Raw genomic sequence first — 24,692 nt, 5'->3', positions numbered from 1 at the left:
TGGTCAGTACAGCCCGCGACGAGGCGACTCGGGTACGCGGCCGAAGTGCACGAGCACAGCCAGAACGCAGTGAGTCGACTATGTTTCGTCATCTCCTCATTCATCGAACGTAGCCGCGCGTGCGCGTCGGTGGGGAGCCACGGTGAGCCACAACGTAGCAAGCACCCACCCAGCCGCGGCCTGGTTTGGCTAATTGGAGATCCGGGCCTTTTGCTTCGAGCCCGGTCGCGACGGCTGGCAGGCCTCGACATCAGCACTAACGAGATGTTCATCGACGGGATACGCCGCAGCTCGGTACTGATCACCGGGCCACCACGGTGCATCTCGGGGCCCTCACGGAGTGGCCTTGACTCTGACCCCGCACCACCCGACCGCCGTAGCTCAGCCGACGAAAGCCTGGGGCGATGCCGATCGCGGTCGTGGACCAGCCGCAACGACGGTCGCGAAGGCATTCGCAAGTTGCTCGAGCTGGGCAGGCCCGTATGACTCGGTGCCGGACTCCTTCTTGATTGCTTTGAGCAGCGCCTCTGCGGTTTCGTTCGTGAGGTCTTTGATGTTCTCGCCAGACATGGATACGGACGATAGCCCCCAAATCTGTTGAAAGTGCCCGCTTTCGGACTGGGACTGAGGCAATATCATGTCGTCGACTTCGACGCGGTGAGCACGGCCGCGCTCACCGCCCGGGCAAAGCATGCTGGGCGATCGCATCAGACCAAGCCCTCGCGCTGGCCGCGGCACGGCCGCGGCGCTGCTTGAGGCAGGCCGTCGAGGGGGTCAAACGGTGGGCGGCCTAGTGAGCATTGGAAAGTTGAGGTACCCGGGCCGCGGCCCCCGCGCCGGCTCTCCGAACTTGTGCGTGAAGGGAGTGGCCGGGATGGCCCAGGTGACCACTTTTTGCGCCCTCAGCGATTCGACGTGAGACTAGATCGACTGTGAAGTAGATTGTGAAGTATGCCGGCCGATAGAATTGATGACCCTTTCGAAGATTCTCGCGTGCCAGAAGTCCGTCTGAAAGACGGTCCGCTCGAGGTGGCCCTGTTCCAGGTTCGGTTCCCAGGTCCCGTCACCCGGATCGAGCAAGCCATCGACAGCAACGAAATTGCTCAAGCATTGAGTTCCGAGTACCCCTTCGCCGACCGTCAAGAAGTGTTGTCGTTCGTCATCCAGCCCGGACACCAACCGTCTCCCCAGAAGGCAGCTAACACCACCGCGTTGTCACTGTCAGACGCGTCGCAAAAGTGGACACTGAACATCGCTAGAGATTCCGTGTCCCTCACCACGACGGCTTACGTGAACCGTGACGACCTGTTGGAGCGAGCTGGGCGCATCTTTGAGGCGCTGTCGAAAGTGGCAGAGCCACCAGCTGTGGCTCGGGTTGGCTTGCGGTACTTGAACCGGGTCCGCGATGTTGGGTTGATCAGGAAGTTTTGCGGCAATGGAGGTTTGGCGGAACCGATTCGCCACCAGCAAGAATTCTCGCTGGCTAGAGACGAGATCCAAAGTGCACTAACGGAACTTCAGTTCGCATGGACGTCGGAGCAGAGGCTCCAAGCGCGATGGGGAGTATTGCCAGCTGGGCAAACTGTAGCCAATCCGTTCGAACCGCTGCCGGATCCGTCGTGGCTGCTCGATGTCGATGCCTTCCATGAATCCCTATTTGAATTTTCATCCGAGGAAGTCGTCAAGCGACTTAAGGTTTTGAGCGAGAGAGCATATCGGTATTTCAGATGGGTCTTCACGCCCGTGGCTCTTCCAGATTTCGGTGCCGTCGATGACTGATCTTCTTGTCTCAGACCCGGACAACCGGGACGAGTCGACTTCGGTAGCAGAAGCTTGGACCCAGTCCTTCCCCGCGAGGGCGTATGTATCGAGGCCAGTGTTGGAACATGCGTATCGCGTAGACCCGCAATTGCAGCATGTGTATCACGTGAATCCGTCTGAGTTGGAAACGATTTCGCCGCACTACGTCGTCTTGGTTAACGGTGTGATGGGTACCGGAGTTGACTTATCCGGCGCGCAGTTCGTCCTCTGTAACCTTGCTGGGTGGACTTGTCCGGCGGCGATCACAGCGGCCGTCCCCGGCTGGGCAGACGACGAGCCCGAGGCTCTGAGGCAGCTGCGTCGCTTCCACGGCTTTTGGGGGCCCGCCCTCGACGCCCCGGCCGTGCCGTCGAGTCCGCAGGAAATGGTTCGCTGGTTGCACGAGGAATCGGGGCTCACGTGGGACCAACTCGCCCGCACACTGGGCGTTTCCCGTCGATCAGTCCACGCGTGGGCAAACGGTCAACGAGTCAGCGGCAGAAACTTGGAACGCCTCAGCCATGTCTACTCGACGATCAAAGAAATCGACGCATCCTCTGCCGAGGACCGTCGCCACGCACTCTTCAGCCCTCGACATGACATGCAGCCCAACCTCTTTGATCAACTGGTCATCCAAGCCCGTAAGGCAGTGCCACCCCGAGATGAAAATGCGTTGCTTCGGCGCCTGGGTATCGCGCCAGCCAACTGAAGGATCTAAAGGACAGCAGGTGAGCTCCCTCGCAGAGTTCGATGAACTGCGTCAAGGTGATTGGCTGACCGGCGTGGCTAGCATTGCAATTACGGACTTCGCCGGCCGCGTCCAGCGTGAAGTGAAAACACCCCTCGGAGTCGCCGTAATAACGCAATGTTGCGACCTAGCAAACGAAGGCAGCGGCCTGGCTCAGTTGGCACGCGTGGTGACCCTCGAAGGCAAAGAGTACGCAGATGCCCTGTCCGGCCGGACTTGCCGGTACGCAAACATAGACGACACCCACTTTGCCGACCTCACCGTAGTCGGAACTGTCACACGAGAATCGCCGGACAAGCGGACGACAATGACCGCTGACAGGCGTGTGAAGTTCGCCGAGTGTATCTCAAGACGCTACTCCCGATTCGCCTTTCCCGATGACATCGTGAAAGTCCTTAAACCGCTTAAGGACAAGATCAGAGACACCGGCGCGAGAGCCGGATCTATCGGAACGGTAGTACGGGAAAGGATAGCGGACATCCGCCTCGAGTGTGCGCCGGATTGGGAAGCGCCGAGGGGGCTGAGTCTCACCCTGCTCGTCCTCGTCGAAGTCGCATTCCTTCCATCTGTGGAAGAACTCGAAGCCGCTGAGCCACCTGGTGGTCCCAAGCGGCAGCGCAAGCACGGGTTGAGTGGAGCAGCTGAGGCAATTTTGCGATGCGAGAGCCATGACCAGCGATTGGCCGACGCATGGGATGAGTTCGGAGGAGAACTCTTAAGCCTCCTTGAGAGCGGAATACCCGACGGCCCAATAGGATACGTCGAAGAGGTGCACGTAGAAGTGCTACGGACCGACGAGATCCACTTTGAACGCTACCGCAACACCGTGAACTTGGACTTCGACTACCTCTCAACACCGCGAACTCAGACCACATCACCGGGTCCGACGCGGTAAGCGTCGCTGCGAGCGTCCGGAGGCCACATGCCCGGCGGCATCTCACGTGCGGACACACATGATTGGCTGACCAGCCTCCAATTCCTCGAGCCGCGACACCAGCCCGTGCCACTGCGACGGGCTTCCGTTGGCGGCGGATCATGCTGACACACCACACCCGGACCGCCGCAGTGCTCGCCGCCCGGATGCTGCATGCGCTTCCGCCGCGGATCCCAACACTTCCGGCTGTCCACATCGCCCGCGCCTTCGCGAGCAGCGCCGCATAGACGCCCAGGACGACAACACCTGCATCTGCTGCAATATGCAGAATTAGTTCATGAATAATGACGATTAGCTATGAGAAGCCTTGCGCCGGTGGCACCTGAGCTGGCGAGGCGGCGAGCCGGTCCGAGGTATTGACGCCAATCATGTTGGGCTGCTACTCATTTCGGAATAATTCTTAGCTCGTATGCCGCGGTGAGGGACGCGCCGAGCCTTGCAGTCTGCCGTCAGGGCGCACCGGCGCTCGACGCAGCGGCACACAAATGCGAAAGATCTTCCCTGACCCGACGCTTTGGGAGCGGCCGCGGGTTGGTGTCGGGCCGGTATCCGCGATGGGTTCGTTAATCCGAAGGAATGGAAAAAGGGAACAGGTATTAGTGACACCACCAAGAAGCAGGTGGGATCACCAGGGCGAGTCTGCGATATGACGACGAACGTGGGAAGTAGCGCCTACCCGCCGCCGAGCTTCTTGTAGAAGCTGCCCACGATCGGCGCGACGATGGCGCGGGGGGCGTAGCCGCTGGCCACCGACATCGCCTTGGACGTCAAGCCCGGGACGACGCGCATCTTGTTGCGCTCCAACGCATCCAGGGAGATCTGTGCGGTGTGCTCGGTCGAGATCCACAGGAAATCCGGGACCAGCTTTTCGACCAGCGACCGTTCGGCGTCGTCGGGCAGGTCGGTGCGCACCGGGCCCGGCGCCAGTAGCGTGACGTGCACACCCGAGCCGCGCAGTTCGCCGCGCAACGATTCGCTGAACGTGTTGGCGAACGCCTTGGTGGCCGCGTAGGTGGCGTTGTAGGGGATCGGCGAATTGCCCGCCGCCGAACCGGAAATCAGGATGCCGCCGGCCTTGCGCTCCACCATGCCCGGCAGCACCGCCAGCGTAAGGTCGTGCACCGCAACGGCATTCAGCTGAACCTGGGCCTTCTCGCCCGCCGGGTCGAGGCCCGCGACCGGACCGAACGTTGCGGTGCCCGCGTTGGCGCACAGGATCGAGACGGGCCGGGCGGCCAACTCGTCGCACAGCTTCGCCCGTTCGGGCGGGTCGGCCAGGTCGGCGGGCCGCACGTCGACGGCCACCCCGTACTTGTCGGTCAGCCGGGCGGCCAGGTCGTTGAGCAGGTCCTCGCGCCGCGCGGTGACAATCAGGCTGTGCCCCCGCGCGGCGAGTTCGGTGGCCAGCGCCTCGCCGATGTTTTGCGAAGCCCCGGTGACAACGGCGCGCGCGTCGGGGCTGGGAGCGGGTACCGGCATGCGGCCAATCGTAGACAGCCGCGAACCCAATAGAGTGCCGGGCATGAGTCGGCGTCCGGCCACACCCGTGCCATCGCAGGTGGCGGCGTGGGCGCTGTGGGACTGCGGTTCGCTCGGCATGAACGCGATCGTGGCGACCTTCGTCTTCTCGGTCTACCTGACCGGCAGCGTCGGCGCGGGAATGTCCGGTGGCACGTCACCCGCGAGTTGGCTCGGTCGCTCACTCGCGGTCGCGGGGCTGACCATCGCGGTGCTGGCGCCGGTCGTGGGGGTGTGGGTGGAAGCCCCGCACCGCCGGCGGATGGTGTTGACCATCCTGACCGCTCTCGCGGTCACGTCGACCAGCGCGATGTTCCTGATCCGCGACGATCCCAGCTACCTGTGGGCGGGCTTGGTGCTGCTGTCGGCCACCGCCGCCTGCGGTGATCTCGCCGGCGTTCCCTACAACGCGATGCTGCGTCAGGTCTCGACGCCGCAGACGGCGGGGCGCATCTCCGGGCTGGGGGCGGCCGCGGGGTTCACCGGCAGCGTGCTCCTGCTGCTGCTGGTCTATTTCGGGTTCATCTCCGGAACCGGCCCGGTGCGCGGGCTGCTGCGCGTGCCCGTCCACGACGGGCTGTACGTCCGGGAGGCCATGCTGCTGACCGCGGCGTGGTTCGCCGTGCTGGCGCTGCCGCTGCTGTTCGTCGCCCACCGGCTGCCGGACTCCGGCGAGACGTCGCAGCCGAGCAGCATGCTCGGCGGCTATCGCAAGCTGTGGACCGAGGTGCGCACGGAATGGCGCCGCAACCGCAACCTGGTCTATTTCCTGGGAGCCAGCGCGCTGTTCCGCGACGGGCTGGCGGCCATCTTCGGGTTTGGCGCCGTGCTCGGGGTCAGCGTGTACGGCCTGTCCCAGGCCGACGTGCTGGTGTTCGGGGTGGCGGCCAGCGTGGTGGCCGCGATCGGCGCGGCGGCCGGCGGATTCGTCGACCACCGGATCGGATCCAAACCGGTCATCGTCGGGTCGCTGGTCGCGCTCATCGCCGTGTCGGCCACCATGATGGCGGTCTCCGGCGCGCACGCGTTCTGGCTGTGCGGTCTGCTGTTGGCCATGTTCGTCGGTCCGTCCCTGGCGTCGTCGCGCGCCCTGCTGTTGCACCTGGCGAAGGACGGCGGGGAGGGCGTCGCGTTCGGCCTCTACACGATGACGGGACGGGCCGTCGCGTTCGTGGCGCCGTGGCTGTTCTCCGTCTTCGTCGACGTGTTCGGCGCCGTGCGCGCGGGCATCGGCGGGATCTGCATCGTGCTGATCGCCGGACTACTGGCGATGCTGGTGGTTCGGGTCCCGGCGCGCGCCGAACAGCCCGCCTAGCGCTGATCCCGTCACGAACCGCGCGCGTCGCAGATCGTCAGCCCGACCCCGGTCCGCTGGCTCAACAGCACGCCGTCGACGGTGACCGAGCACGTGACGTCGTGACCGAAGTTGACCACCGTGACGTTGGCCGGATGCTGCGCCGACTTCGACAGGCTGACCTCTTTGTTCCACGGCAGCGCGACGTTGAACTCGGTCTGCACGACGTCGCCGCTACCGATGTAGACGACACTGATCGCGCGGCCCTCGCCGGTGACGCTATAGACGACGTCTTGCATCGCGCCCGGGGCGGTCGACCCGGTGGGCGGGCCCGACGCGGTCGGCGGCGGCAACGGCCGGAAGGTGCGCGACGGCGGCGTCGTCCGCGTGGACGGGCTCGGCGGCGGGGTCTGCTCCTCGCTCGACGGCATCGCGGGCAGCGGCGGCACCGCCGTCTGGTTCTTGATCGCATCGTTGGCCAGGATCAGCGCGATCACCAGCGCGACGACCAGAAGCACCGCGGCCCCGGCGCCCAACCACAGCCAGCGCGGTGAGCGCGGGCCGCCGGGCGGCGGCGGGGTCAGGCCCTCGGTCGGCGCCTCGCCCGCCTGGGGCAGCTGCTGCTGCCAGTACGGCGGAAGCTGCTTGGTGTCGTTGAGGTTGGCTGCCCACGGGCTGTATCCGCCGTAGCTGGGGGAGTAGGGGCCGGCCTGGTCGGCGTACGCCGGGTCGGCGGGCGGCGGATATGGCAAACCCTGCGGCCCGGCCGGTCCCGAGCCCGGTTGAGGGGGACTAAACCGCTCGGTTCGACGTGGATCGTTCATGTCCACCTCATGGCTTGCAGGGTACCTAAGCGGGACGCCCGGGCGAGGACTCGCCCGACGGGCCACGACTCAGGGGCACTGATTGCCGGCTTCGAGCGCGGCAACCGTCATCGCCCGCATGACGGCACGCGATCGCGCCGCCCCGGCGGGCTTGGCGCGCGAACCGTCGAGGGGCTTCATGCTGTGCGGGGTCGAGTTGAGCAGCCCGAAGATCGCGTGGGCCGTCAGCCGGGCGTCGGCCTCGGCCAGCTTCGGATTGAGCTCGCGCAGCACACCCACCCAGACCTCGACGTATTGGCGCTGCGCCTTGCGCACCTGCTTCTCGGCGGACTCGGGCAGGTGCGCCAGGTCGCGGTCCTGGATGCGGATCAGGTCGGGTTCGCCCAGCGCGAAGTCGAGGTGGAAGTCGACCAGCTCGTCCAGCGCGGCGGCCGCGTCGGCGTTGCGGGCCCGCGCGTTCCGGGCGCCGGCGAGCAGCCGGGTGCTGATCCCGACGAGCAACTCGACCAGCATCGACTCCTTGTTGGGGAAGTGGCGATAGATCGCCGGGCCGCTGACACCCGCCGCGGCGCCGATGTCTTCCAGGCGCACCGCGAGGAAACCGCGCTCGGCGAACAGGCGCTCGGCGGCCGACAGGAGTTGCAGGCGCCGGTCGGATTTCAGCCGGCTGCGGCGATTCGGCGGGTCGGGCTGCGGCGCGGACGTGGTCATGACCGCCTCCGTCTCGCCCGTTCGGTTAATCGTCACTAACTTAGCACGGGTGGTTGGTGGTTTAGGTTGATAGGCGAACCAGCCGGAGGCGCCGTGGCAAACCTGTCGTATGAACGGGGCCCGAGCGAGCCTGCGCTGCTCGAAACGACGATCGGGGCCAACCTGGCGGCCACCGCCGCGCAGCACGCGCAGCGCGACGCGCTCGTCGACGTCGCCGCGGGGCGACGCTGGAGCTACGCGGAACTGCTGGCCGACGTGCGGCGGCTGGCGACCGGGTTGGTGCGAGCCGGGATCGGGAGGGGAGATCGGGTTGGCATCTGGGCCCCCAACCGGTGGGAGTGGGTGCTCATCCAGTACGCGACCGCCGAAATCGGCGCCATCCTGGTGACCCTCAACCCCGCCTACCGGGCGCGCGAATTGGAATACGCGCTCACCCAGTCCGGTGTCGCGATGGTGATCGCGGCCCGGCAGTTCAAGGACACGGACTACGTCGCCCTGCTGGACGAGGTGGCCCCGCGCTGCCCCGGGCTGGGCGACATGGTGCTCCTGGACGGCGAGCGCTGGGAGGAGCTGGCCGGCGCCGAGGCCGACGCCGCCGCGCTGGCCGAGCTCGCGGCGGGGCTCGACCGGAAAGATCCCGTCAACATTCAATACACGTCGGGCACAACGGGTTACCCGAAGGCGGCGACGCTGAGCCATCGCAACATTCTCAACAACGGCTACCTGGTGGGTGAGCTGCTCGAGTACACCCCGCGCGACCGGATCTGCATCCCGGTGCCCTTCTATCACTGCTTCGGGATGGTGATGGGCAACCTGGCGGCCACCAGCCACGGCGCCTGCGTGGTGATCCCGTCGCCCGGCTTCGATCCCGCCGCCACCCTGCGCGCCGTGCAGGCCGAGCGGTGCACCAGCCTCTACGGCGTCCCAACCATGTTCATCGCCGAACTCGCCGTGCCCGACTTCGACGACTACGACCTGGGGAGCCTGCGCACCGGCATCATGGCCGGCTCGCCGTGCCCGGTCGAGGTGATGCGCAAGGTGATCGAACGCATGCACATGCCCGGGGTCTCGATCTGCTACGGCATGACCGAAACGAGCCCGGTGTCGACCCAGACGCGCACCGACGATCCGCTCGAACGGCGCGTCGGCACCGTCGGCCGGGTGGGCCCGCATCTCGAGGTCAAGGTGGTGGAGCCGGCCGGCGACCGGACCGTGCCGCGCGGGGTGGCCGGCGAGTTCTGCACGCGGGGCTATTCGGTGATGGCCGGCTACTGGAACGACCCCGAGCGGACGGCCGAGGTCATCGACGCCGACGGCTGGATGCACACCGGCGACCTGGCCGTCATGGACGAGTGCGGGTACGTGCAGATCACCGGCCGGATCAAGGACCTGATCGTCCGCGGCGGCGAGAACGTCTCCCCGCGCGAGATCGAGGAGTTCCTGCACACCCATCCCGACATCGTCGACGCCCACGTGATCGGGGTGCCCGACGCGCGCTACGGCGAGGAGGTCATGGCGGTGGTCATGCTGCGCGACGGGGCGGCGCTGACCATCGAGGGCCTGCGGGCGTTCTGCGCCGGGCGGATCGCGCACTTCAAGGTCCCGCGCTACCTGCGGATCGTCGACGAATTCCCGATGACGGTCACCGGCAAGGTCCGCAAAGCCGAGATGCGCGAGCAAGCGGTCGAGTACCTGCGTGACCAGGACTGAGCGCCGCCGGCCGCCCTGGACTCCGGGGTGCGGGCGATGGTACTCTCGCCTGAGTTAATGGTGATTAACTGAACCGGAGGCTGCGGCGGCGATGGACAAGGTGGTGGCGACGGCCGCCGAGGCGGTCGCCGACATAACCGACGGCTCGTCGCTGGCGGTCGGGGGATTCGGGTTTTGCGGCATCCCCGAGGCGCTGATCGCGGCGCTGGTCGACAGCGGCGTCCGCGATCTCGAGACGGTGTCCAACAACTGCGGCGGCTACGGCGTCGGGCTGGAAGCGCTGTTGCACCACAAGCGGATTCGCCGGGCCGTCGCCTCCTATGTCGGTGACAACAAGGAGTTCGCCCGCCAGATCCTCGCCGGTGAGATCGAGGTGGAGCTCACCCCGCAGGGCACGCTGGCGGAGCGGCTGCGCGCCGGTGGCGCGGGCATCCCGGCGTTCTACACGCCCGCGGGGGTCGGCACCCCGGTCGCCGACGGCGGCCTGCCGTGGCGCTACGACTCCTCCGGCGCGGTGGCGGTGCTCTCGCCCCCGAAGGAGACGCGCGAGTTCGACGGCGTCACCTACGTTCTCGAGCGCGCGATCCGGACCGACTTCGCGCTGGTGCACGCCTGGAAGGGCGACCGGCACGGCAACCTCGTCTACCGGGCGGCCGCCGCCAACTTCAATCCCGACTGCGCCACGGCCGGCAGGATCACCATCGCCGAGGTCGAACACCTCGTCGAGCCCGGCGAGATCGACCCCGCCGCGGTGCACACCCCGGGCGTCTTCGTGCACCGGGTCGTCCACGTGCCCGACCCCGACAAGCCGATCGAGAAGGTGACGGTCCGGTGAGCTGGACGAGGGAGGGCCTGGCCGCCCGGGTGGCCGCCGAATTCGAGGACGGCCAATACGTCAACCTCGGCATCGGCATGCCCACGCTGATCCCCAACCACATCCCCGACGGCGTCACCGTCGTCATCCACTCGGAAAACGGGATCCTCGGTGTCGGCCCGTATCCGCGGGCCGAGGACGTCGACGCGGACCTGATCAACGCGGGCAAGGAGACCGTCACGACGCTGCCCGGCGCGGCGTTCTTCGCCTCCTCAACCTCGTTCGGGATCATTCGCGGCGGGCACCTCGACGTCGCGGTGCTCGGGGCCATGCAGGTTTCGGCCACCGGCGACCTCGCCAACTGGATGATCCCGGGAAAGCTGGTCAAGGGCATGGGCGGCGCGATGGACCTGGTGCACGGCGCCCGTAAGGTGATCGTGATGATGGAGCACACCGCGCGGGACGGCACGCCGAAAGTCGTTGAGCGGTGCACCCTTCCGCTGACCGGCGTGGGCTGCGTCGACCGCATCATCACCGACCTCGCCGTCATCGACGTGTGCGACGACGGCCTGCGCCTCGTCGAGACCGCCCCCGAGGTCTCCGTCGACGAGGTGCTGGCCAAAACCGAACCGCCCCTTGCGCTGACCGGGAGGCACCCATGAGCACCGCCGTCAAGACCGCGCCGTCGTTCGCCGACGAGCACCGCCGCCTGGTCGCCGAGTTGAACGCCAAGCTGGCGGCCGCGGCGTTGGGCGGCAACGAGCGCGCGCGGGAACGCCACGTCAGCCGCGGCAAGCTGCTGCCCCGCGAGCGGGTGGACCGCCTGCTCGACCCGGGCAGCCCGTTTTTGGAGCTGGCCCCGCTGGCCGCCAACGGCATGTACGACGACGAGTCCCCGGGCGCCGGGATCATCACCGGGATCGGCCGGGTGTCGGGGCGCGAGTGCGTGATCGTCGCCAACGACGCGACCGTCAAGGGCGGCACCTACTACCCGATGACGGTCAAGAAGCACCTGCGCGCCCAGGAGGTGGCGCTGCAGAATCGGCTGCCGTGCATCTACCTGGTCGACTCCGGCGGCGCGTTCCTGCCGCGCCAGGACGAGGTCTTCCCCGACCGCGAGCACTTCGGGCGCATCTTCTACAACCAGGCGACCATGAGCGCCCAGGAAATCCCGCAGGTGGCCGCCGTGCTCGGTTCGTGCACGGCCGGCGGCGCCTACGTGCCGGCGATGAGCGACGAGGCCGTCATCGTCCGCGAGCAGGGCACCATCTTTCTGGGCGGGCCGCCGCTGGTGAAAGCCGCCACCGGCGAGATCGTCTCGGCCGAGGAGCTCGGCGGCGGCGACCTGCATTCGCGGGTGTCCGGGGTCACCGACCACCTCGCCGACGACGACGAGCACGCGCTGCGCATCGTCCGCTCGATCGCGGCCACCTTCGGCCCCCGCGAGCCCGCCCAATGGGAGGTGCAGCCCTCGATCGAGCCCAAGCACGCGCAGTCCGGGCTCTACGATGTGGTGCCGCCGGACCCGCGCGTGCCCTACGACGTGCACGAGGTCATCCTGCGGCTGGTCGACGGCAGCGAATTCAGCGAATTCAAGGCCAACTACGGCAAGACGCTGGTGACCGCCTTCGCGCGCATCCACGGCCATCCCGTCGGCATCGTCGCCAACAACGGCGTGCTGTTCAGCGAATCCGCCTTGAAGGGCGCGCATTTCATCGAGCTGTGCGACAAGCGCAAGATCCCGCTGCTGTTCTTGCAGAACATTGCCGGGTTCATGGTCGGCCGCGACTACGAGGCCGGCGGCATCGCCAAGCACGGCGCGAAGATGGTCACCGCGGTGGCCTGCGCGCGGGTGCCCAAGCTGACCGTCGTGATCGGCGGATCCTATGGCGCGGGCAACTATTCGATGTGCGGGCGGGCGTATTCGCCGCGCTTCCTGTGGATGTGGCCCAACGCCCGGATCTCGGTGATGGGGGGCGAGCAGGCCGCGTCGGTGCTGGCGACGGTGCGCGGCGAGCAGCTTAGCGCGGCCGGCAAGCCGTGGTCGGCCGACGAGGAGGAGGCGTTCAAGGCGCCCATCCGGGCGCAGTATGAGGACCAGGGCAACCCGTACTACTCCACGGCGCGCCTCTGGGACGACGGCATCATCGACCCGGCCGATACCAGAACGATTCTGGGGCTTGCCCTTTCGGCGTGCGCCCACGCGCCGCTGGAACCGGTCTCCTACGGCGTATTCCGGATGTGACGCGATGTTCGACACGGTATTAGTGGCCAACCGCGGCGAGATCGCCGTGCGGGTGATCCGCACCCTGCGCCGGCTGGGCATCCGCTCGGTCGCCGTCTACAGCGACCCCGACGCCACCGCGCGCCATATGCTCGAGGCCGACACGGCCGTGCGCCTCGGACCCGCGGCGGCGCGCGAAAGCTACCTCGACATCGACAAGGTGATCGACGCCGCGACACGCACCGGATCCCAGGCGATCCACCCGGGCTACGGATTCCTCTCGGAGAACGCGCATTTCGCCGCGGCCTGCGAACGCGCCGGGGTGGTGTTCCTGGGACCGCCGGCGCGGGCGATCGAGGTGATGGGCGACAAGATCACCGCGAAGAACGCGGTCGCCGCCTTCGACGTGCCGGTGGTGCCGGGTGTGGCCAGGCCCGGGCTGAGCGACGACGATCTCGTCGCGGCGGCCGAGGAGGTCGGCTACCCGGTGTTGATCAAGCCGTCGGCCGGCGGCGGCGGAAAGGGCATGCGGCTGGTCGACGACCCGGCGCGGCTGCGCGAGGCGCTGGTGAGCGCCCGGCGCGAGGCCGGCTCCTCGTTCGGCGACGACACGCTGTTCCTGGAGCGGTTCGTGTTGCGGCCCAGGCACATCGAGGTGCAGGTGCTCGCCGACGCGCACGGCAACGTGGTGCACCTGGGCGAGCGCGAGTGCAGCCTGCAGCGGCGCCACCAGAAAGTCATCGAGGAGGCGCCCTCGCCGCTCCTCGACGCCGAGACCCGCGCCCGGATCGGAGCCGCGGCCTGCAACACCGCCCGCAGCGTCGACTATGTCGGCGCCGGCACGGTGGAATTCATCGTCTCCGCGGCTCGTCCCGACGAATTCTTCTTCATGGAGATGAACACCCGCCTACAGGTGGAACACCCGGTCACCGAGGCGGTCACCGGCCTGGACCTGGTCGAGTGGCAGCTGCGGGTCGCGGCCGCCGAGAAGCTCGGATTCGCCCAGGGCGACATTGAATTGCGCGGGCATGCGATCGAGGCCCGCGTCTACGCCGAGGACCCGGCGCGCGGGTTCCTGCCCACCGGCGGCCGGGTGCTGCGGGTGTCCGAGCCGTCCGGCGCCGGCGTGCGGGTGGACTCGTCGCTGCTGACCGGCACGCTGGTCGGCAGCGACTACGACCCGATGCTGAGCAAGGTGATCGCCCACGCGGACGATCGCGACGGGGCGCTCGCGAAACTCGATCGGGCGCTGGCGCATACGGTGATCCTGGGCCTGCAGACCAACGTCGAATTCCTGCGGTTCCTGCTCGCCGACGAGCGGGTGCGCGCCGGCGACCTGGACACCGCGCTGCTGGACGAGCGGCTGGCGGACTTCGCGCCGGCCCCGCCGCCCGACGACGTGCTGGCCGCCGGTGGGTTGTTCCGTCAGTGGGCGTTAACTTTCCAGGCGCGGGGCAACCCGTGGGCGGCGCCGACGGGATGGCGGGTCGGCGGCGGCGCGGCCCCGGTGCGCACCGACATGCAGACCCCGCTGCGCAGCGAGACGGTATCGGTGTGGGGCCCGCCCGACGCCGCCACGGTACAGGTCGGCGACGGTGAGATCGGCTCCGCCCGTGTCGAACTCGACGGCCCGCGGATCGGCGTGACGTTGGACGGGCGGCGCCGCGAATACTGGTGGGCCGAGGCCGACCGGCACCTGTGGATCGCCGACGAGCGGGGGACCTGGCACCTGCGCGAGGCCGAGGAACACAAGATCCACCGGGGGACCGGCGCACGCCAGGCCGAGGTCGTCAGCCCGATGCCCGGCAACGTGATCGCGGTGCAGGCCGAATCCGGCGCCGAGGTCTCCGAGGGCGACGTGGTGGTGGTCGTCGAGGCGATGAAGATGGAACATTCGCTGGCCGCGCCGGTTTCGGGGCGGGTGGAGGTGCTGGTCTCCGTCGGCGATCAAGTGACGGTGGACCAGGTGCTGGCCCGGCTGAGTGAAGAGAGCAAGGACGAGGAATGACGACATTTATGACCGCGGGCACGTTGCCCAAGGAATACGAGGATCTTCGCGACACGGTGGCGGACTTCGCACGCACCGTCGTCGCACCCGTGTCGGCCAAACACGATGAGGAGCACAGCTTCCCGTACGAGGTGGTCGCCAAGATGGCCGAGATGGGCCTGTTCGGCTTGCCTTTCCCGGAGGAGTACGGCGGGATGGGCGGCGACTACTTCGCGCTGGCGCTGGCGCTCGAGGAGCTCGGCAAGGTCGACCAGTCGGTGGCCATCACGCTGGAGGCCGGCGTCGGCCTCGGCGCGATGCCGATCTACCGGTTCGGCACCGAGGAGCAGAAACAGAAGTGGCTGCCGGACCTCGTGGCCGGCCGGGCGCTGGCCGGCTTCGGGCTCACCGAACCGGGCGCCGGCTCCGACGCGGGCGCCACCCGCACCACCGCGCGGCTCGACGACGGCGAGTGGGTGATCAACGGCACCAAGCAATTCATCACCAACTCCGGTACCGACATCACCTCGCTGGTCACCGTCACCGCCGTCACCGGAACCCTCGCGGGCGACAAGAAGGAGATCTCGACGATCATCGTGCCCAGCGGCACACCGGGTTTCACCGTCGAACCGGTCTACAACAAGGTCGGCTGGAACGCGTCGGACACCCACCCGCTGACCTTCGCCGACGCCCGCGTGCCGGAGGAGAACCTGCTGGGCGCCCGCGGCACCGGCTACGCGAACTTCCTGTCCATCCTGGACGAGGGCCGCATCGCGATCGCCGCGCTGGCGACCGGGGCGGCGCAGGGCTGCGTCGACGAAAGCGTCAAGTACGCAAAGGAACGCCAGTCGTTCGGCCAGCCGATCGGCTCGTACCAGGCGATCAGCTTCAAGATCGCCCGGATGGAGGCCCGCGCCCACGTCGCGCGTACCGCGTATTACGAGGCCGCCGCGAAGATGTTGGCCGGCAAGCCCTTCAAGAAGGAGGCCGCGATCGCCAAGATGATCTCGTCCGAGGCCGCGATGGACAACGCCCGCGACGCCACCCAGGTTCACGGCGGCTACGGCTTCATGAACGAGTACCCGGTGGCGCGCCACTACCGCGACAGCAAGATCCTGGAGATCGGGGAAGGGACCACGGAGGTGCAGTTGATGCTCATCGCGCGATCGCTGGGGCTGTCGTGACGGACAAGTCGATCATCCAGCGGGGCTTGTGGTTTGAGGAGTTCGAGGTCGGCACGACCTATCTGCACCGGCCTGGCCGCACCGTCACCGAGGCCGACAACGTCTTGTTCACCACGCTGACGATGAACACCCAGTCGCTGCACCTCGACGCGGCCTGGGCCGCCGAGCAGCCAGGCTTTCGTGGCGAGCGGCTGGTGAACTCGATGTTCACCCTCTCCACGCTGGTTGGGCTGTCGGTGGCGCAGCTGACGCTGGGCACCATCGTCGCCAACCTCGGCTTCTCCGAGGTGTCGTTCCCCAAGCCCGTCTTCCACGGCGACACCCTCTACGCCGAGACCGTGTGCACCGACAAGCGCGAGTCGAAGAGCCGCCCCGGCGAAGGCATCGTCACCCTCGAGCACACCGGCCGCAACCAGCACGGCGACGTGGTGGCGCGCGCGGTGCGGACCACGCTGGTGCGGAAGCGGCCCGCGGAGGAGTCCTGATGGATCTGCGTAGCGTGGGGCCCGGCTGGCTGTTCTGCCCGGCCGACCGCCCCGAGCGTTTCGCCAAGGCCGCCGCGGCTGCCGACGTGGTGATCCTCGACCTCGAGGACGGCGTGGCCGAGGCGGACAAACCCGCCGCCCGCAAGGCGCTGCGGGAGACCCCGCTGGACCCCGAGCGGACGGTGGTGCGGATCAACGCGGCGGACACCGCCGAGCACGCCCGCGACCTGGACGCCCTGGCCGAGACCGCTTACACGACGGTGATGCTCTCCAAGACCGAATCGGCCGCGCAGGTGACCGCCCTGGCGCCGCGCGACGTCGTCGCGCTGATCGAAACCCCGCGCGGCGCGGTTTTCGTCGCGGAGATCGCCGCGGCCGAGGGCACCGCCGCCCTGATGTGGGGCGCCGAGGACCTGGTCGCCACGCTCGGCGGCAGCTCGAGCCGGCTGGCCGACGGCACCTATCGCGACGTCGCCCGCCACGTCCGGTCGTCGACCCTGCTCGCGGCGGCGGCCTTCGAGCGGATCGCGCTCGACGCCGTGCACCTGGACATCCGCGACATCGAGGGCCTGCGGGCCGAGGCCGACGACGCCGTCGCCATCGGGTTCGACGGGACCGTGTGCATCCACCCGAGCCAGGTCCCGGTCGTGCGCGAGGCCTATCGCCCCACCGAGGAAAAGCTGGACTGGGCGCGCCGGGTGTTGGCGGCGGCGCGCTCGGAACGCGGGGTCTTCGCGTTCGAGGGACAGATGGTCGATTCGCCGGTGCTCAAGCACGCCGCGATGTTGTTGCGGCGGGCGGGGGAGCCCGCGTCCGGCTAGGGCGCGACACGTTTGCGCCCCGACCGTGATCAACGCGGCGTCTTCGTATTCGGGCGCATAATGGGAGATACGCCAGTCTCGCGTCGAATGGAGACTTTCGTGTAGCTCTGGCGATCGCCAAGGAGGCGGTATGGCGGATGTGTCTCAGACGCCGATGACCGTCGACCTCGACCCGGTGCAACTCGTCGCCGCCGACGGCACGCCGACGCCCGAAAGCCGTTACGGCCGCGGCCTTCCGCCGGAGACCCTGTGCTGGCTCTACGAGATGATGGTGGTCACCCGCGAGCTGGACACCGAGTTCGTCAACCTCAAGCGGCAGGGGCAATTGGCGCTGTTCGCGTCCTGCCGCGGGCAGGAAGCCGCGCAGGTCGGGGCCGCCGCCTGCCTGCGCAAGACGGACTGGCTGTTTCCCCAATACCGCGAGCTCGGCGCGTATCTGGTCCGCGGCATCCCGCCCGGACACGTCGGCGCGGCGTGGCGCGGGACGTGGCACGGCGGGCTGGACTTCACCAAGAAGTGCTGCGCGCCGATGTCGATTCCGATCGGCACCCAGACCCTGCACGCCGTCGGCGCGGCGATGGCCGCGCAACGCCTGGGCGAGGATTCGGTGACGGTGGCCTTCCTCGGCGACGGCGCCACCAGCGAGGGCGACGTGCACGAGGCGCTGAACTTCGCGGCCGTGTTCGGCGCGCCCTGCGTGTTCTATGTGCAGAACAACCAATGGGCGATCTCGGTGCCGGTGTCCAAACAGACCGCAGCACCTTCGCTCGCGCACAAGGCAATTGGCTACGGGATGCCCGGCATCCGGGTGGACGGCAACGACGTGCTGGCCTGCTACGCGGTGACGGCCGAGGCCGCCGCCCGCGCCCGCTCCGGCGGCGGGCCGACGTTGATCGAGGCGGTCACCTACCGGCTCGGCCCGCACACCACCTCCGACGATCCGAGCCGCTACCGCACGCAGGACGAAGTGGACCGATGGGCGGCGCTGGACCCGATCCCGCGCTACCGCGCCTACCTGCGGGGTCAGGGCCTGTGGTCGGACCGCCTGGAGGAGCGGATCGCCGCGCGCGCCAAGCGGATGCGGGCCGAATTGCGCGACGCGGTCTTCGACGCGCCCGACTTCGACGTCGACGAGGTGTTCACCACCGTGTACGCCGAGATCACCCCGGGGTTGCAGGCGCAGCGCCGGCAACTGCTGGCCGAGCTGGGGCGGCTCGAATGACCCAGCTCGAAGACCGCCCGGCCGCCCCCACCCGGGACGCGCCCGCCGCGCAGCCGCTGACCATGGTGCAGGCGCTCAACCGCGCGCTGCACGACGCGATGGCCGCCGACGACCGCGTCCTGGTGTTCGGCGAGGACGTCTCGGTCGAGGGCGGGGTGTTCCGGGTCACCGAGGGCCTGGCCGAAACGTTCGGCGAGGCGCGATGTTTCGACACGCCGCTGGCCGAATCCGCCATCGTCGGCATCGCGGTCGGCCTGGCCCTGCGCGGCTTCGTGCCGGTGCCCGAGATCCAGTTCGACGGATTTTCCTACCCGGCCTTCGATCAGGTGGTCAGCCATCTGGCGAAGTACCGCACCCGCACCCGCGGCGAGATCAACATGCCGGTCACCGTCCGGATCCCGTCGTTCGGGGGAATCGGTGCGGCCGAACATCATTCGGACTCCACCGAGTCCTACTGGGCCCACACGGCCGGTTTGAAAGTGGTGGTGCCGTCCAGCCCGTCCGACGCCTACTGGCTGCTACGCCACTCGATCGCCTGCCCCGACCCGGTGATGTACCTGGAGCCGAAGCGGCGCTACCAGGGACGCGGCGAGGTCGACACCACCCGGCCCGAGCCGCCCATCGGACAGGCCGTGGTGCGCCGGCCCGGCCGCGACGTCACCGTCGTGACGTACGGCAGCCTGGTGAACACCGCCGTCGCCACCGCGGAAGAGGCGCAGCGGCAGCGTGATTGGAGTTTGGAGGTCATCGACCTGCGGTCGCTGGTGCCGCTGGACTTCGACACCGTCGCCGCCTCGATCCATCGGACCGGGCGCTGCGTGGTGCTGCACGAGGGGCCGCGCAGCCTCGGCTACGGGGCCGGCCTGGCCGCGCGCATCCAGGAGGAGATGTTCTACGAGTTGGAGGCACCGGTGTTGCGCGCCTGCGGTTTTGACACGCCCTACCCGCCGGCGCGGTTGGAGGGGTTGTGGTTGCCGGGGCCTGATCGGCTGCTGGACTGCGTCGAGCGCGCGCTGGGCATGCCATGAGCACCGACGACCGGGTGATCGCGTTCCGGGTTCCCGACCTCGGCGAGGGGCTCGAAGAGGTGACGGTGACGTGCTGGTACGTCGAGGCCGGCGCCGACGTCGAGCTCAACCAGGTGTTGTGTTCGGTGGAGACCGCCAAGGCGGAGGTGGAGATTCCGAGCCCGTACGCCGGGCGGATCGTCGAAACCAACGGCGCCGAGGGCGATGTGCTCAAGGTCGGCGCCGTGCTGGTCCGCATCGACACCGCGCCCGGCCAGGGCGCGGTGCCCACGCTGGTCGGCTACGGCGCCGACGCGGGCATCGACGCCAGCCGGCGGACCGGCCGGCCGCGCGCCGCCCCGCCGGTGCGCAAGCTGGCCAAGGAGCTTGCGGTCGACCTCGCCGCGTTGCCTCGCAGCGGGGATCGGGTGATCACCCGCGCGGACGTGCTGGCGGCCGCTCACGCCACGGCGGATGATGTTCGGCCGGTCCGCGGGGTGCACGCCAGGATGGCGGAGAAGATGGCGCTGTCCCACCGGGAGATCCCGGCCGCGAAGGCCGGCGTGGACGTGGATTGCACCGCGCTGCTGCGACTGAGCGACCGTTCCCCGGACCCTGAGATTTCGCCGTTCGTGCTGACGCTTCGGCTGCTCGTTATCGCCCTGCGCCACAACACGATTCTCAACTCGACATGGGTCGATTCGCCCGAAGGCCCCCAGGTGCACATTCATCGGGGCGTGCAGGTGGGATTCGGTGTGGCCACCGACCGGGGACTGCTGGTGCCGGTGATCGCCGACGCGCAGACGATGACCACGCGCGAGTTGGCCGCCCGGACGGCCGAATTGATCAAAGGTGCCCGCGAGGGCATTTTGACGCCCACCGAACTGACGGGCTCCACCTTCACCGTGTCGAACTTCGGGGCGCTCGGCGTCGACGACGGCGTGCCGGTGATCAACCACCCCGAAGCCGCGATCCTGGGCATGGGCGCGATCAGGCCGCGCCCGGTGGTCGTCGGCGGCGAGATCGTTGTGCGTCCGACGATGGCGCTGACGTGCGTGTTCGACCACCGCGTGGCCGACGGCGCCCAGGTGGCTCGGTTCCTCTGCGAGCTGAGGGATCTGATCGAGTCGCCCGAGACCGCCCTGCTGGACCTGTAGCGGGTCCCTGGCTCCTCGCGGCAAACGCGCACGTCAACGCGGACGGGCGCCCGGTTGATGTCGCGCCGGAGTCGCCGACGGGGGAGAATCGTCTCCTTGCGTTTACCTGCGCCACTACGACGCAGCGCACAGGAAGAGGGCGGGACAGCGTCATGAAGAAACCAGCGGCAGTAGCGATCGCGATCGGCGTGGCATTCGCTGCAGCGCCGTTCGCTCATGCCGACGACCCGTGGATTGCGATGGCGATCTCGGATTCCACCGGGCAGATCAGGTTCACCGCCGGAGGAAAAAACCAATCTGAGGCCATTCAGACCGTGATGTCGGCGTGTCGCAAGACAATCAGCGATTGTCGTCTTCTGGCCAGCGGGCAGGGTGGGTGCGTCGCTATAGCCATGAATGCTGCGAACACCAAGTACTACGGGGGCTGGGGTGCAACACGCGACGATGCGGAGGCGGCCGCGCTGGCTACCGCTAACGGCGGAACGGTCCAAAAAGACCACACCCACTGCTTGGGAGACCCCACGGGCTAGCGGGGGACCGGCAGCGGGTGTTTCGCCGCACCGAGACATCAGCCCGTGCGACGCTCGTCGGCGTGTCGTATGCGTAGTTTATGTGTCGCGCACGGGCCTACTTGCGCCGCGCCGCGGCCAATCTGCTTGCGAATTCCGGTGATTGGATGGACGACGCCTGCGGCCCGAGCTCGGTTCGCATGGCGAGGTGGTGCTGCTCGCTGTCCAGCGATCCCGGGTTGATGGTGGCGCGCATCGTCGCCTTGGTCGCCAGCACCACCTCACGGGGAGCCGCGGCGGGGCCCGCGGCCAGCGCCAGCGCGGCGGCGACCGGGTCGTCGGCGACGCTGAGCGCCAGGCCGTGCCGCACCGCGGCTTCCGCGTCGAAGCGCATCCCGAACAGCAACGCCGCGCGCGCCACCTGCGGGCCGACCGCGCGCTGCAGCATCCACGTGGCGCCCCCGCCGGGGTGCAGACCCAGCTTCTGGAACCGGGCGTCGAACAGCGCGCCGGGCCCGGCGATGCGCACGTCGGCGGCCAACGCCAGGTTCAGGCCCGCGCCGACCGCCGCGCCGTTGACCGCGGCGATCGTGGGCAGCCGGCAGTCGCCGACGGCCATGAAGCCGTCGTAGAGCCTTTGTAGCCCCGACTCCGCCGCCCCGCCGCCGGCGGCGCCCAGGGCGCTGAGGTCGGCGCCGGCGCAAAACGCCTTGCCCGCGCCCGTGACCACGACGGCGTGCACGTCGGGGTCGGCTTCGGCCCGCTCCACCGCGGATCGCAGCAGCGCCGACATCTCATCGGTGAGGGCGTTGCGCCGGTCGGGGTCGTTGACGGTGATGAGCGCGACGTGAGCGTCGACGCTGAACAGGACGAGATCGGGGCGGGTCATGGATATCTAAGGTACGGGGCACCCCCACCAGCGCAAACGCCCGCCAAGAATCCCTGGAGAATCTCGCAAGCCCGCCCGCCGATGCTCGAGTCGAACCACCGATCCGGCATCTGAACGAGGAGCAGCCCATGCGCACCGCGGCGGACAAGAAGGCGAACAGGAAACTCGGATTCCTCCGGCTGGCGATGGTGTCGTCCGTTACCGCCGTGCTCGTCGCGCTCGGGATGGGTGTCGCCTACCTCAACGTCCCGTCCGCGGGTCACCCCTGCTCGGTGCGCAACGCCACCACCCGCGACGCGGCCGGGCGCACCATGTGGTGCAACCCGGGCGCCGACGGCGAGGGGGTGGTCTGGCAGTACGCGCAGGCATCGTGACCGCGACGCGACTACCTGGGCAAACGTATTTACCCAACCCGACCTGGAAGAAATCTGGGAACGCTTGTTTCCAGTGTCCATGGCCGCCAAGGCGGTTCGCGGACCGCGCTGAATAGTCCTGCGACGCAAGCCATTTCGCCCCGAGCGGGCCTGTCCGACACGCGTCTGATTACCACCGGGTCGCGGCCAATCGCCGGTTTCGGCGACGCCCTGTCCGTTCCTCGGTATCGTCAAGCCGTGCTCGAGACTTCGATCCCCGCTGTGCTGCGCGAGCGGGCCCTGCTGCGGCCCGATGAGACGGCGTTCACCTACGTCGATTACGAGCAGGACCCGGCGGGCGTGGCGGAAAGCCTGACGTGGTCACAGCTATACCGGCGAACGCTGAACGTCGCGCGGGAGCTCAAAGCTTGCGGGTCGAACGGCGACCGGGCTGTGATCTTGGCGCCGCAGGGGCTCGAATACCTGCTCGCGTTCCTGGGCGCGCTGCAGGCCGGTCAGATCGCGGTCCCGCTGCCGCTGCCGTTGCGGGGCGCCGGCGACGAACGCGTCAGCTCGGTCCTGCTGGACGCGTCGCCGTCGTCCATCCTCACGACCTCCCCCGTCGCGGGCGACATCGCCGAGTACATCCAGTCGAGGCCCGGCGAGCGCGCGCCATCGCTCGTCGAGGTCGATCTGCTGGACCTGGACTCGGACCCTGGCCCCGCCGCCGACCCCGAGAATCTGCCGAGCGTCGCGCATTTGCAGTACACCTCCGGTTCGACCCGCACGCCGGCGGGAGTCGTGGTCTCGCACAAGAACATTCAGGTCAACTGCCAACAAATCATGGCGTCCTACTACGTGGACGGGATCGCTCCACCGGACACCACGGTGGTGTCGTGGCTGCCGTTCTTCCACGACATGGGCCTGGTCCTGAGCATTTGCTTCCCGATCATGGCGGGGTTCCGCACCGTGCTCACCAGCCCGCCGGCGTTCCTGCAGCGACCGGCGCGCTGGATGCAGTTGCTGGCCAGCAACCCGCACGCGTTTTCGGCCGGGCCGAACATCGCATTCGAATTGGCCGCGCGGAAAACGTTGGATGACGACCTGGCCGGGCTCGACCTCGGCGGCGTGCGCAACATCCTCAATGGCGCCGAACGCGTCAACCCGCCGACGCTGCGGCGCTTCGCCGAGCGGTTCGCCCGCTTCAACCTTCGCCCCGAGGCGTTGCGGCCCTCCTACGGCCTCGCCGAAGCCACGCTCATGGTCGCCACACTGGACACCGGTCTGCCACCGTCGACCGTGTTCTTCGAATCCGAAAAGCTGACCGCCGGCGACGCGCGGCGGTGCGCAAGCGGAGAAGGCATACCGCTGGTCAGCTACGGCATGCCGAACACGCAGACAGTGCGCATTGTCGACCCCGAGACCAGCATCGAGTGCCCGGCGGGAACGGTCGGCGAGATCTGGGTGCACGGCGACAACGTCTGTTCCGGCTACTGGCAGAAGCCGCAAGAGAGCGAACGCACCTTCGGCGCAACGCTTGTCAATCCGTCGGCCGGCACTCCCGAAGCGCCGTGGCTGAGAACCGGAGACCTCGGCTTCTTCTCCGACGACGAGATGTTCATCGTCGGCCGCATCAAGGACCTCCTGATCGTCTACGGGCGCAACCACGCCCCCGACGACATCGAGGCGACGATCCAGGAAATCACCGCGGGCCGCGTCGTGGCGATAGCGGTTCCGGACGACGACGGCGTCGAAAAGCTGGTCACCATCGTCGAATACAAGGCGGGTGGCGATCCCGAAGAGGCCGCGGAAAAGCTGCGCGCCGTCAGGCGCGAGATCACCGCTGCGATATCGAGGGCGCATGAACTGAGCGTGGCGGATCTCGTTCTGGTGCCGCCCCATTCGATTCCCCTCACCACCAGCGGCAAGGTCAGGCGGCGCGATTCCCTGCAGCGCTACCTGCGCAACGAGTTCACCCGGTGGGACGAGCCGGCCCGCCGGCCGGAACCGCGTGTCGCCGAGGAAACCGGCGCCCAGCCCGACTCGGATTGGACGCAACGGCTGCGCACGCTGAGCCGGCAGCAGCACGACCTGGTGGTAGGCGTGGTGTGCTCGCAGGTGGCTTCGGTGTTGGGCAACGCCAGCCCCCAGGACATCGACCCCGAGTGCCCGTTCCAGGACCTGGGGTTCGATTCGGTGAAGGCGACCGAGTTGCTCGACCGGCTCAAGACCGAAACCAGGCTCGAACTGCCGGCCACCCTGGCCTTCGACTACCCCACCCCCGACGAGTTGGCCACGCACCTGGGCCTGTTGCTGAGCGGAGCCGTCGCGGCGGCTCCGCAGGTGGGGTCGCGGGCGGAAGCGGACGAGCCGATTGCGGTGGTGGGCATGGCTTGTCGCTTCCCCGGCGGCGTGGAATCGCCGGCGGCGCTGTGGGATCTGGTGGCCGGCGGCGTCGACGCGCTGGGGGAGTTTCCGGCCGACCGGGGCTGGAACCTGGC

Annotated in this window: 23 protein-coding genes and 1 pseudogene; 19 read left to right on the top strand and 5 right to left on the bottom strand. The window is 68.3% G+C overall.

The window, feature by feature from the left end; translation table 11 throughout:
• Positions 1-381: 381 nt before the first annotated feature.
• Positions 382-570 (bottom strand): hypothetical protein, encoded by a 189-nt coding sequence (locus tag A5673_RS29270; protein ID WP_156748494.1) that lies wholly within the window; start codon positions 568-570, stop codon positions 382-384.
• A gap of 381 nt (positions 571-951) precedes the next feature.
• On the opposite strand from A5673_RS29270, the gene A5673_RS28640 reads away from it, so the two are divergent.
• From A5673_RS28640 to A5673_RS29265, 3 genes are read left to right on the top strand one after another with little or no spacing between them, the layout of a single operon-like run.
• Entirely contained in the window at positions 952-1,779 is an 828-nt protein-coding gene (locus A5673_RS28640) for a TIGR04255 family protein (protein WP_082958898.1), read from the top strand.
• Positions 1,772-2,509, top strand: a complete 738-nt coding sequence (locus A5673_RS28635; protein WP_082958897.1) for a helix-turn-helix transcriptional regulator — start codon at positions 1,772-1,774, stop codon at positions 2,507-2,509. The genes A5673_RS28640 and A5673_RS28635 overlap by 8 nt, the downstream gene beginning before the upstream one ends.
• A gap of 19 nt (positions 2,510-2,528) precedes the next feature.
• A complete protein-coding gene (locus A5673_RS29265) occupies positions 2,529-3,443 on the top strand; it encodes a hypothetical protein (protein ID WP_156748492.1) in 915 nt (304 codons plus the stop codon).
• Positions 3,444-4,154: 711 nt separating this feature from the next.
• Here A5673_RS29265 and cmrA read toward each other — a convergent pair.
• A complete protein-coding gene (cmrA, locus tag A5673_RS22545; RefSeq protein ID WP_068237748.1) occupies positions 4,155-4,961 on the bottom strand; it encodes a mycolate reductase in 807 nt (268 codons plus the stop codon).
• A gap of 43 nt (positions 4,962-5,004) precedes the next feature.
• On the opposite strand from cmrA, the gene A5673_RS22540 reads away from it, so the two are divergent.
• Positions 5,005-6,315 carry an MFS transporter gene (locus A5673_RS22540; protein ID WP_068237745.1) on the top strand — a complete coding sequence of 437 codons (1,311 nt, stop codon included), beginning with the start codon at positions 5,005-5,007 and terminating at the stop codon, positions 6,313-6,315.
• An 11-nt stretch (positions 6,316-6,326) separates the two neighbouring features.
• On the opposite strand, the gene A5673_RS22535 is transcribed toward A5673_RS22540, so the two are convergent.
• Both A5673_RS22535 and A5673_RS22530 read right to left on the bottom strand, forming a co-directional pair.
• A complete protein-coding gene (locus A5673_RS22535) occupies positions 6,327-7,118 on the bottom strand; it encodes an MmpS family transport accessory protein (RefSeq protein ID WP_068237741.1) in 792 nt (263 codons plus the stop codon).
• A 69-nt stretch (positions 7,119-7,187) separates the two neighbouring features.
• Entirely contained in the window at positions 7,188-7,829 is a 642-nt protein-coding gene (locus A5673_RS22530) for a TetR/AcrR family transcriptional regulator (protein ID WP_068237738.1), read from the bottom strand.
• Between the two features lie 93 nt (positions 7,830-7,922).
• Between A5673_RS22530 and A5673_RS22525 the strand changes: the two genes are divergently transcribed.
• The 12 genes from A5673_RS22525 (at position 7,923) to A5673_RS28630 (ending at position 20,970) form a co-directional block, all read left to right on the top strand.
• A complete protein-coding gene (locus tag A5673_RS22525; RefSeq protein WP_068237735.1) occupies positions 7,923-9,539 on the top strand; it encodes an AMP-binding protein in 1,617 nt (538 codons plus the stop codon).
• A gap of 91 nt (positions 9,540-9,630) precedes the next feature.
• A complete protein-coding gene (locus A5673_RS22520) occupies positions 9,631-10,374 on the top strand; it encodes a CoA transferase subunit A (RefSeq protein WP_068237732.1) in 744 nt (247 codons plus the stop codon).
• Positions 10,371-11,015: a CoA transferase subunit B gene (locus A5673_RS22515; RefSeq protein WP_068237730.1), complete on the top strand. Its 645-nt coding sequence runs from the start codon at positions 10,371-10,373 to the stop codon at positions 11,013-11,015. The genes A5673_RS22520 and A5673_RS22515 overlap by 4 nt, the downstream gene beginning before the upstream one ends.
• Complete coding sequence (locus A5673_RS22510; protein WP_068237727.1) at positions 11,012-12,598, top strand: carboxyl transferase domain-containing protein; 1,587 nt, start codon at positions 11,012-11,014, stop codon at positions 12,596-12,598. Before A5673_RS22515 ends, A5673_RS22510 begins: the two co-directional genes overlap by 4 nt.
• Before the next feature lie 4 nt (positions 12,599-12,602).
• Positions 12,603-14,585 (top strand): acetyl/propionyl/methylcrotonyl-CoA carboxylase subunit alpha, encoded by a 1,983-nt coding sequence (locus tag A5673_RS22505; protein ID WP_068237723.1) that lies wholly within the window; start codon positions 12,603-12,605, stop codon positions 14,583-14,585.
• Positions 14,582-15,748, top strand: a complete 1,167-nt coding sequence (locus A5673_RS22500; RefSeq protein ID WP_068237720.1) for an acyl-CoA dehydrogenase family protein — start codon at positions 14,582-14,584, stop codon at positions 15,746-15,748. The genes A5673_RS22505 and A5673_RS22500 overlap by 4 nt, the downstream gene beginning before the upstream one ends.
• Positions 15,730-16,233: a MaoC/PaaZ C-terminal domain-containing protein gene (locus A5673_RS22495; protein WP_156748498.1), complete on the top strand. Its 504-nt coding sequence runs from the start codon at positions 15,730-15,732 to the stop codon at positions 16,231-16,233. The genes A5673_RS22500 and A5673_RS22495 overlap by 19 nt, the downstream gene beginning before the upstream one ends.
• Positions 16,233-17,054 carry a CoA ester lyase gene (locus A5673_RS22490; RefSeq protein ID WP_068237714.1) on the top strand — a complete coding sequence of 274 codons (822 nt, stop codon included), beginning with the start codon at positions 16,233-16,235 and terminating at the stop codon, positions 17,052-17,054. Before A5673_RS22495 ends, A5673_RS22490 begins: the two co-directional genes overlap by 1 nt.
• A 130-nt stretch (positions 17,055-17,184) precedes the next feature.
• Positions 17,185-18,276 carry a pyruvate dehydrogenase (acetyl-transferring) E1 component subunit alpha gene (gene pdhA / locus A5673_RS22485; protein ID WP_068237711.1) on the top strand — a complete coding sequence of 364 codons (1,092 nt, stop codon included), beginning with the start codon at positions 17,185-17,187 and terminating at the stop codon, positions 18,274-18,276.
• Positions 18,273-19,304 (top strand): 3-methyl-2-oxobutanoate dehydrogenase subunit beta, encoded by a 1,032-nt coding sequence (gene bkdB, locus A5673_RS22480; protein ID WP_068237709.1) that lies wholly within the window; start codon positions 18,273-18,275, stop codon positions 19,302-19,304. The genes pdhA and bkdB overlap by 4 nt, the downstream gene beginning before the upstream one ends.
• On the top strand, positions 19,301-20,440 hold the full coding sequence (locus A5673_RS22475) for a dihydrolipoamide acetyltransferase family protein (RefSeq protein ID WP_068237706.1): 1,140 nt from the start codon (positions 19,301-19,303) through the stop codon (positions 20,438-20,440). Before bkdB ends, A5673_RS22475 begins: the two co-directional genes overlap by 4 nt.
• Before the next feature lie 152 nt (positions 20,441-20,592).
• Positions 20,593-20,970, top strand: coding sequence for a DUF4189 domain-containing protein (locus tag A5673_RS28630; protein WP_082958896.1), 378 nt, complete (start codon positions 20,593-20,595; stop codon positions 20,968-20,970).
• A 97-nt stretch (positions 20,971-21,067) separates the two neighbouring features.
• Here the strand turns inward: A5673_RS28630 and A5673_RS22470 are convergent, their stop codons facing one another.
• The gene (locus tag A5673_RS22470) at positions 21,068-21,838 is read right to left on the bottom strand and encodes an enoyl-CoA hydratase (RefSeq protein ID WP_068237703.1); all 771 of its coding nucleotides are present in this window, start codon (positions 21,836-21,838) and stop codon (positions 21,068-21,070) included.
• Positions 21,839-21,966: 128 nt separating this feature from the next.
• Between A5673_RS22470 and A5673_RS22465 the strand changes: the two genes are divergently transcribed.
• From A5673_RS22465 to A5673_RS30180, 3 genes and pseudogenes are all read left to right on the top strand, one after another.
• Positions 21,967-22,212: a hypothetical protein gene (locus tag A5673_RS22465; protein ID WP_068237700.1), complete on the top strand. Its 246-nt coding sequence runs from the start codon at positions 21,967-21,969 to the stop codon at positions 22,210-22,212.
• A gap of 237 nt (positions 22,213-22,449) precedes the next feature.
• A pseudogene (locus tag A5673_RS22460) lies at positions 22,450-24,177 on the top strand (AMP-binding protein); the annotation flags it as partial.
• Positions 24,178-24,285: 108 nt separating this feature from the next.
• On the top strand, positions 24,286-24,692 hold a 407-nt coding region (locus tag A5673_RS30180), incomplete at its 3' end, for an acyl carrier protein (protein ID WP_231971428.1).

Origin of the sequence: Mycobacterium sp. E3198, from assembly GCF_001667015.1 — a bacterium.
Lineage (GTDB): Bacteria > Actinomycetota > Actinomycetes > Mycobacteriales > Mycobacteriaceae > Mycobacterium.
This window is presented reverse-complemented; position numbering and strand designations above follow the sequence as displayed.

What these genes read in the sequence shown, in the direction of transcription:
- A5673_RS29270 (WP_156748494.1), bottom strand. Translation starts at nt 570, where the DNA reads ATGTCTGGCGAGAACATCAAAGACCTCACGAACGAAACCGCAGAGGCG.
- A5673_RS28640 (WP_082958898.1), top strand. Translation starts at nt 952, where the DNA reads ATGCCGGCCGATAGAATTGATGACCCTTTCGAAGATTCTCGCGTGCCA.
- A5673_RS28635 (WP_082958897.1), top strand. Translation starts at nt 1,772, where the DNA reads ATGACTGATCTTCTTGTCTCAGACCCGGACAACCGGGACGAGTCGACT.
- cmrA (WP_068237748.1), bottom strand. Translation starts at nt 4,961, where the DNA reads ATGCCGGTACCCGCTCCCAGCCCCGACGCGCGCGCCGTTGTCACCGGG.
- A5673_RS22540 (WP_068237745.1), top strand. Translation starts at nt 5,005, where the DNA reads ATGAGTCGGCGTCCGGCCACACCCGTGCCATCGCAGGTGGCGGCGTGG.
- A5673_RS22535 (WP_068237741.1), bottom strand. Translation starts at nt 7,118, where the DNA reads ATGAACGATCCACGTCGAACCGAGCGGTTTAGTCCCCCTCAACCGGGC.
- A5673_RS22530 (WP_068237738.1), bottom strand. Translation starts at nt 7,829, where the DNA reads ATGACCACGTCCGCGCCGCAGCCCGACCCGCCGAATCGCCGCAGCCGG.
- A5673_RS22520 (WP_068237732.1), top strand. Translation starts at nt 9,631, where the DNA reads ATGGACAAGGTGGTGGCGACGGCCGCCGAGGCGGTCGCCGACATAACC.
- A5673_RS22510 (WP_068237727.1), top strand. Translation starts at nt 11,012, where the DNA reads ATGAGCACCGCCGTCAAGACCGCGCCGTCGTTCGCCGACGAGCACCGC.
- A5673_RS22505 (WP_068237723.1), top strand. Translation starts at nt 12,603, where the DNA reads ATGTTCGACACGGTATTAGTGGCCAACCGCGGCGAGATCGCCGTGCGG.
- A5673_RS22500 (WP_068237720.1), top strand. Translation starts at nt 14,582, where the DNA reads ATGACGACATTTATGACCGCGGGCACGTTGCCCAAGGAATACGAGGAT.
- A5673_RS22490 (WP_068237714.1), top strand. Translation starts at nt 16,233, where the DNA reads ATGGATCTGCGTAGCGTGGGGCCCGGCTGGCTGTTCTGCCCGGCCGAC.
- pdhA (WP_068237711.1), top strand. Translation starts at nt 17,185, where the DNA reads ATGGCGGATGTGTCTCAGACGCCGATGACCGTCGACCTCGACCCGGTG.
- bkdB (WP_068237709.1), top strand. Translation starts at nt 18,273, where the DNA reads ATGACCCAGCTCGAAGACCGCCCGGCCGCCCCCACCCGGGACGCGCCC.
- A5673_RS22475 (WP_068237706.1), top strand. Translation starts at nt 19,301, where the DNA reads ATGAGCACCGACGACCGGGTGATCGCGTTCCGGGTTCCCGACCTCGGC.
- A5673_RS28630 (WP_082958896.1), top strand. Translation starts at nt 20,593, where the DNA reads ATGAAGAAACCAGCGGCAGTAGCGATCGCGATCGGCGTGGCATTCGCT.
- A5673_RS22470 (WP_068237703.1), bottom strand. Translation starts at nt 21,838, where the DNA reads ATGACCCGCCCCGATCTCGTCCTGTTCAGCGTCGACGCTCACGTCGCG.
- A5673_RS22465 (WP_068237700.1), top strand. Translation starts at nt 21,967, where the DNA reads ATGCGCACCGCGGCGGACAAGAAGGCGAACAGGAAACTCGGATTCCTC.